General features: G+C 42.7%; 7 protein-coding genes. All 7 read right to left on the bottom strand.

The genetic code is table 11. The annotated features are described in order from the left end of the window. Window positions 1-137: 137 nt before the first annotated feature. The gene (locus V4C51_RS16520; protein ID WP_330927279.1) at window positions 138-1,091 is read right to left on the bottom strand and encodes a glycosyltransferase family 2 protein; all 954 of its coding nucleotides are present in this window, start codon (window positions 1,089-1,091) and stop codon (window positions 138-140) included. Beyond that, window positions 1,091-2,098, bottom strand: a complete 1,008-nt coding sequence (locus V4C51_RS16515; protein WP_330927278.1) for a glycosyltransferase — start codon at window positions 2,096-2,098, stop codon at window positions 1,091-1,093. Before V4C51_RS16515 ends, V4C51_RS16520 begins: the two co-directional genes overlap by 1 nt. 32 nt (window positions 2,099-2,130) lie before the next feature. Further along, window positions 2,131-3,621 carry an oligosaccharide flippase family protein gene (locus V4C51_RS16510; protein WP_330927277.1) on the bottom strand — a complete coding sequence of 497 codons (1,491 nt, stop codon included), beginning with the start codon at window positions 3,619-3,621 and terminating at the stop codon, window positions 2,131-2,133. A 60-nt stretch (window positions 3,622-3,681) separates the two neighbouring features. After that, window positions 3,682-4,440 (bottom strand): hypothetical protein, encoded by a 759-nt coding sequence (locus tag V4C51_RS16505; RefSeq protein WP_330927276.1) that lies wholly within the window; start codon window positions 4,438-4,440, stop codon window positions 3,682-3,684. 12 nt (window positions 4,441-4,452) lie between these two features. Then, window positions 4,453-5,571 carry a DegT/DnrJ/EryC1/StrS family aminotransferase gene (locus V4C51_RS16500; protein WP_330927275.1) on the bottom strand — a complete coding sequence of 373 codons (1,119 nt, stop codon included), beginning with the start codon at window positions 5,569-5,571 and terminating at the stop codon, window positions 4,453-4,455. After that, window positions 5,568-6,503 carry a hypothetical protein gene (locus tag V4C51_RS16495; RefSeq protein WP_330927274.1) on the bottom strand — a complete coding sequence of 312 codons (936 nt, stop codon included), beginning with the start codon at window positions 6,501-6,503 and terminating at the stop codon, window positions 5,568-5,570. The genes V4C51_RS16500 and V4C51_RS16495 overlap by 4 nt, the downstream gene beginning before the upstream one ends. A 101-nt stretch (window positions 6,504-6,604) precedes the next feature. Continuing rightward, complete coding sequence (locus V4C51_RS16490) at window positions 6,605-7,003, bottom strand: sugar 3,4-ketoisomerase (protein ID WP_330927273.1); 399 nt, start codon at window positions 7,001-7,003, stop codon at window positions 6,605-6,607. Window positions 7,004-7,227: the final 224 nt, after the last annotated feature.

Below are 7,227 nucleotides of genomic sequence, written 5' to 3'. Positions count from 1 at the left end.
TCCAGGCTTCCATTTCAAAGTGTGACAACTTAGAAATCTACTGACAGCTGTCTCACATCTCAAGTTTTAGCCTGTTGCACTTATTGTATTACTCCAGCGGTACTTCATAGCTATATATCTTATTTTTTAGGTAGCTATTAAATTGAAATTTTACTTTTGACAAATTGGCTAATAGTCTGGATCAATTTATAAGCCGGTGGGTATATCACCACCATTGATCGTCTCCAGTTTAACTGCCGATAAATAAACAGCTCTTTTCTAATTTTTTTTCTACAATGATCTGACGCCTCTGACAGTTTACCCCAAGGATGCCCAGATGCACGGTGCAAGCTATAGATGATTCCACACTTTAGCAAGGTGCTGTATTTTGACTGATTACTTGCTATACGCGTTAAAAAATTCTCTAAACGCTGGTAATGGTCATCACTTAAATTTCTGGTCACGCTGTCTCTATTCACTCTGTAACCATAGAGTGATTCTCTTATACTGTAGACAGAATGCGCCTTTTGATAGAGGGGAGGAATAACCATAAGATCTTCACAGAAAGCAACACCCTCAGGGAAAGAAACCCCCTCAAGTAATGTTTTTTTATAGCAGCGTGACCATGAAAACCACAGTGAGGATGCGAACACCGAGCCTATTACATCATCAATATTATTATATTCCTCCTTATTGTGTGTAGTGATCATTTTCCCGACATAATCATCACTAAACCGGTTAAACCCAAACTCAATAATATCGGGTGAGCCTGACTCAATCACTGAAAGAATTGAGGCAACGTAATGACTGTTGACTTTATCATCAGAATCAACAAAGGTGATATAGGCTCCTTTAGCAACGGATAAACCATAGTTTCTGGCAGAACTCACACCCTTATTGCTCTGTGATAACAGTATTAATTGTCCACTGTCTATTTCTCTTTTGTAATCATTATTAATAATAAACATCGAGTCATCCGGTGATCCATCATCAACAACAACAACTTCGACACCATGAACAACTTGCTCAATTAATGACTCCAGGCATTCCCGGATATATTTTTCAGCGTTATAGACTGGAACAATAACGGTTAGAAGTATACACTCACTCATTAATCAACCGACTTGCCTTTTACCATTTGAACGATTTTATGGTAAAGTTTGGGAAACTGATACCTTAAATTTTTCTTCATGACAAAACCAAATGAAAGACCATTTCTTAGTGCTTTGTATGACATGGTGAAAGAGGCCCCTTTTTTCTCACCCAGATAAGCAATAAGCTCCCACTCATGTATTTTTTTTTGTGCTAACTTTATTGTGGTTTCTCCCACCTGGAAAAACTCTAAATCGGCTAGCTTTTGATAACAGTCAACAACTGATCGCTTGGCAAAGATATTTCCTGACCCATAATGGCGGTCGTAAATATCCTCTTTACCATAATCAAAAGAAATCCCTCCCTCCCGGTAATAGATTAACGCTTTATCGATATAACCAATCTCCCCCAACAACAGGGCACGTATTGGCAAAACCCTGTCTTCATGCACAACCTCTGGATCAATAGGAGGAAACTCAGTGAATAGTCGCCTGGAATAACCGGTTGCAGCACCCACCGTGTGGGCATCATTTTCTATCGCACGGTGAAGATCATCATGGTATTGAGCACCCACCTTACGGACATCGCCTGTTAATGTACTATCTTCTGCCATCACAAAAGCATTACTGTGAACCAGCAGTTTTTTTTTATCACTTTTCAACCAACAGTTTGCCAGTGTTTCAGTATATTCAGGCAGTGAAATATCATCCCCGGCAGCACCAATAATAAACTCTCCCCTGGACAGGCTGACAGCTTTGCTAAAATGGGCGCTAATACCGCTATTTTCTGCGTTTCGATTGAGTCGAACGGTATGCTCACCCTTATAATTTTCAGCCATCTTTTCCATAATGGTGAAAGTGCTGTCTGTGGAGCAGTCATCCGTTAAAATAATTTCTAACGGTGAGTAAGTTTGAGAAAATGCTCCCTTAATCGCGGCTTCAATGTATGTTTCCTGATTATAAGCACAGAGAATAAAACTGACGACCGGCTTGCCTTCATCCAATGGTAGTTTACTTTCATTTATCATTATAATTCCTTTTCCTTACTCTTTATTCCTTATTAGTGATTCTTGTAGATTTTATAGAGGCTGAATAAAGCACGGACAGACATCAGGCAATAAACTATTCCAGAAAAAAGAAATGCTGTATTTAATGATAACCATCGGTTTGCAATGATACAGAATATACAACCTATAACCAGAATACTACTTTCCAGTATTGCTTTTCTTTCAAGTCGAAAACCGCTGATATCCCTTACAAAAACATAAGTATAAAAAACAGCAAAGACAAAGCTGGCAGTATAAACCCAGCCAATACCTGTCATACCGACATAATCAATAACCAATGCAACACCGGCAACAAACACTATACTCCACAGTACTGAGTCAGCAATAACATACCTGCCCTTACCGCGGGCTACCCAGACAAATCCCATGGACCAGGCCATCACTTTTAGCACAGTGCCCAGTGCCATCCACCGAAGCGTGTCAACGATGGGTAGAAATTCATCAGAATACAACACTGTCACCATCAACGGCGCCAAGGCAGCAACACCTAACAATAATGGGGTTGTTAGCCAGATGGCAATGACCATTTGTTGATTCACTGCTGTGTTGGTTAATGTATTTGAACGCACCAAAGCAGTTAATCTGGGATAATATTCTTTCATCATGGCGGTGAGGATAAAACCAACATAAATACCTGTAATTGCCCATGCCACCTGAAAAAGACCGACGGCCTCAAGCCCCAGGGTATTCATCACTTGACCACGGACATAAAGAATCACCGCACTATCGATCAGCACACTGAGCATGACTGGCAGGCCAAGCTTTAGCATGGCAGATGTTTCTTTTTTAATTGTCGTGTAGCAAACGGCCGCAGGTAGGTATCTGGTTTTCATCACATAATAAAAAGTGATGACGCTATTTATTAGCGGTACAGCAATGACGTAGACAATAATTCCTTCAAACTGGTAATACCAGGCAATGGCAATAGAGGCAACGGTACCGATTAAACTACTAAAGATGGTTATACGTGCAAGATCCTGGTAACGCCGCAAGCCATTGATAAAAGCTCTTTGAATACCACCGGCAACAGTGAACAACACACCAACGGCCAGTAGCTGTATTAACCATGCTTGCCCAGCATCACTGAACATCACGACTGCGATAGGGGTAGCAGCAAAAAAGACCGATACTGCTCCCACAGCACCTAATACAATGCCAAGGAGAATAATAACGGTTAATAAACGACCAATGCGACGCCTTTGCGCAGGGAGCGTTGCTGCCACAGACCGGGTCGCACTGGTGCCAGTTCCCATCTCAAAAAAGATAGATACTGTCGCCATAATATGATTGAGAATCCCAGCCAGACCAATCCCGGCAGGCCCAAGAATCATCGCCAATATTTTGGTGCGTATAATGGTTAAAATCATTTCAACCACAGACGATGAGCCTAAGAGCATTGTCGCTTTCAGGATCGTGTGGGGTTCTTTTTTATGACTGGCAGAGTGCTTTTCTTCAGATGAAGACTTTGCAACAAAAGTATTCAACGCAGTGTATCTTTTTAGGAGGGTTACGACTAAACCATAAGGGGCTAAACAGGAGTTTGATCAAGGTCTTCTGATAAGAATATCTTCCCGACGGTTGGCAAAGTGCAAATCCTGATGTTGGGGCATGACATAAGCATCAAATCCCTGTGCCCGGACACGCTGTAATACACCGAAGATAACAGCGTCATCTATTTTATTTTTTTCAACCTGATTGAAGGTAACATCAGGACAAGCATCGGTATTCATAAATGCCTGATGGAAACGTATGCCCTTATTGCTGGAGAAAAAGCGTTTTCGCATACTGACATTGGGAATATCGCCAATCAGGAAAACGCCGCCCTCTGCCAGCAAGTCCAAAGACTCATCAATAAATGACCAGATATTGCCTTCTTCAAAGACACACTGAAGCACACTGTAGCATAAAATAAAATTGACTTTTCCTTTGTAAGTATCCATCAGTGAATCAATTTTTGGGTAGTATCCGGCGTGCTTTTCTGTGATACCGGGTTCATCTGGTAATAAATCCAGCATTGCTTCATTATCCGCCCATAGCAGCTTACATTTTTGTTCAGAACAAACATCTTTCAACATGCGGGCAATATTGCTGCAACCCGGACCAATTTCCAGCGCAATACCCTTTTTTAAATGGCTGACGTCGCCTAATTTACCAATAATATCCTTAAAGATCGCTGCTTCCTTCCCTTGTCTATAGCTGTCAGGAAAGCCGACCTTTTCATGAATCGAGAGGCTATCATCTTTCGCCATCCGAACAAAATCATTAAACAATAATTTGCCAAACTTGGCATTAAGGTCACTCATCAATAACCTTCCTTATATTTTCTCAGAATTTATCACACATGTGTTAACAGCACTGACAATCTTATCGATTTCTTCTTTTGTCATCACAGCACTGACAGGCAGACTGACAACTTCTTCATGGAGCCTCTCGGTAATAGGGAGTTGCTGATGGGCTATTTCCTGATAAGCTGGCTGCTTATGGGGTGCCACCGGGTAATGGACAAGAGCCTGAATATTACAGTTATGCAATTGTTTAATTAAAACATCACGGTACTTCGCGCGTATAACAAATAAATGCCAGACATGGGATTCAGGTCTCTTTATGGTGGGTAATTGAATGTCAGGATGACAAATACGCGCCATATACTCATAGGCAACCCGACGACGCTCAATAATTTCACTGTCCAAATACTTGAGTTTGACCCGCAATAAAGCCGCCTGCATTTCATCAAGACGACTATTCACCCCTTTATAGATATGGTGATATTTTTTTTCAGAGCCATAGTTTCTCAACCTGTCAATAATTTTTGCAAGCGTTGTATCCGACGTGGTGACGGCCCCACCGTCTCCTAGTGCTCCGAGGTTTTTCCCGGGATAAAAACTAAACCCGGCGGCATCACCGAGGCTTCCGGCTTTTTTTCCCTTATAAAGCGCGCCATGGGCCTGGGCACAATCTTCTATCAGCTTCAACCCATGGGCCTTTGCCACACGACGCAGAGCATCCATTTCGGTCACCTGACCGTATAAATGAACCGCCATAATGGCTTTTGTTCTGGGGCTGATATGGTGTATTACATGGTCAGGGTTGAGATTAAAGGTCAATTGATCAGGCTCCACCAGCACTGGCTTGAGTCCGTTTTCTGAAATCGCCAGCAAGGAGGCAATATAGGTATTGGCACAGACAATCACTTCATCCCCTGCCTTCATTACTCCCATTTCCCGGTAGCCCCGGAGAATCAGGGAAAGTGCATCCAGCCCGCTGCCAACACCTAAACAGTGGGAGGTTTCACAGTACTGCGCAAAGGCTAACTCAAATGCTTTTAGTTCTTCCCCCAGGATATACCAGCCTGAGTCAATCACGCGCGTGGCAGCTTTAATCAACTCCTCACGGTATTGCTGATTGATGGTTTTTAAATCCAGAAACGGAGTCATGTTATCGGTAGCCTGTAAAAATCATGGACTAGACTTCTGCCGCCAAAACCTTCCTTCTGGCGCATTAATCCTTCATTCAACCGATGACCATTATTCTCTGTACTGACACCAAAACTAAGGCATCGATTTTCTTCAGCACAGGTGGCAATCAATGAAAAAATGACCTGATCGAGGGCACCACAGGTTCTTCCCTGTTCAGAGCTGGCAAGATATTGCGTATGAACGACAGTTTTTGTTTTGAATAACAACGAACCGGCCAGCAAAGTCTCACCATCAAATGCACCAATAAGTTGAATATTGTCAGGAAAGTTGGTTTTTAGCCGGACAAGCTCTTCTACCGAATGAACAGGCACCGTGTCATGACACTTAAGCACTTCTGTCAACATCCGGTGATAGACGTCAAGATTTTCTGAATACCGAACCTGAACCTGCGCTTTAATCGCTTTTTTACAGTTCCTTTTAAAGTTGCTGCTGCCCGCGACTTCACGCTCAGGCGTTATGACACAGGAAAGATCACGCCGGTACAGCTGCGCTTTCATCCGGTAAAGGGCATAGAGATCTTCATCAGCGGGCAACTGGTGATAAATTGTCGGCATCGCTTTGTAGTAAAGTGTTTTGATACCCTGTTGCTGGAAGTAACTGACTATGCTTTCAAACAGAGCCAGCATCGGTGCCGCCTTCATGCGACGGTCGGTGATCAGTCCACCATAGCTTAAGCCCTGGTGGGAGTGAATCTCATCATCCACCTGATTAGCGGGCAGTACTGCGACCAGCGTATTTTTCTGGAAAACCATCAGGGAGTGGTCATCAAACCGCTGCTGGTGGTAGTCCATATACCCACGGTCAAATAAAAACGTGCCATTTTTAGATTGCTCAATAAAGCTATTCCATTGTGCTTTATCTTCTGGTTTATAACGCTTGATTATTAACATTATTCTTTTAACAGTACCGATTGCGCCATAGGGAGAACCGTTGACTTCACCTCAATGGCTAAAAACTGATTTTTCCCAAAGCATTAACCACGTTGAAAATGCTATGCATGAACCTGCTCAATAAAATCATCATATTCCCGAATATAATCTGACTCATCGTAATACTCACTCGCCAGCACCATCAGTACACAGTCGTCGGTAAAATCAAACATCTCTCGCCAGAGGATATTGCTGATATACAGGCCTTTATGGGGAGAGCTCAATCGGGTAGTACTCCTAGAGTGCCCATCATCCAGTAAAAAAGTACAGGCTCCTTTCACGCAAACCGCCACCTGCTTGAGCGTCTTATGGGCATGAAACCCACGTCGTACATCCGTGTCTGTGCCAAACAGATAGTACACACGCCTGATGGTAAAAGGGATATTTTTATTTTCTTCCAGAGAGACAAGCCCTCCGCGATAGTCAGAGAGGTCTTTAAAATCAATTAATACAGGATTCATCGCTTTTTGCTTTCCCGGGCTATTTATTATTTTTACTGTTAGCAGGCTTTTAGGGGCCTTTCGGACTTATGCTTTCGAGCATAAAATTCAGTAGGGCGAGTCAGAATTTTCGATCAATTTTTGCCAATAGTTGACCTATTTAAGCAAATTGATCGGAAATTCTGGCCGCACTTTCTCGCGCTTCCTGGATTTTAGGCCGAAATTGTCTTAAGTCCGACAGGCTC

It is taken from the genome of Candidatus Sororendozoicomonas aggregata, from assembly GCF_031528575.1.
Lineage (GTDB): Bacteria > Pseudomonadota > Gammaproteobacteria > Pseudomonadales > Endozoicomonadaceae > Endonucleibacter > Endonucleibacter aggregata.
Note: the sequence above shows the minus strand (reverse complement) of the source record. Positions and strands in the feature narration are given on the sequence as shown.

Excerpts from the sequence above, each read along its gene's own strand:
- V4C51_RS16495 (WP_330927274.1), bottom strand. The coding sequence starts at position 6,503 with ATGTTAATAATCAAGCGTTATAAACCAGAAGATAAAGCACAATGGAAT.
- V4C51_RS16490 (WP_330927273.1), bottom strand. The coding sequence starts at position 7,003 with ATGAATCCTGTATTAATTGATTTTAAAGACCTCTCTGACTATCGCGGA.
- V4C51_RS16515 (WP_330927278.1), bottom strand. The coding sequence starts at position 2,098 with ATGATAAATGAAAGTAAACTACCATTGGATGAAGGCAAGCCGGTCGTC.
- V4C51_RS16520 (WP_330927279.1), bottom strand. The coding sequence starts at position 1,091 with ATGAGTGAGTGTATACTTCTAACCGTTATTGTTCCAGTCTATAACGCT.
- V4C51_RS16505 (WP_330927276.1), bottom strand. The coding sequence starts at position 4,440 with ATGAGTGACCTTAATGCCAAGTTTGGCAAATTATTGTTTAATGATTTT.
- V4C51_RS16500 (WP_330927275.1), bottom strand. The coding sequence starts at position 5,571 with ATGACTCCGTTTCTGGATTTAAAAACCATCAATCAGCAATACCGTGAG.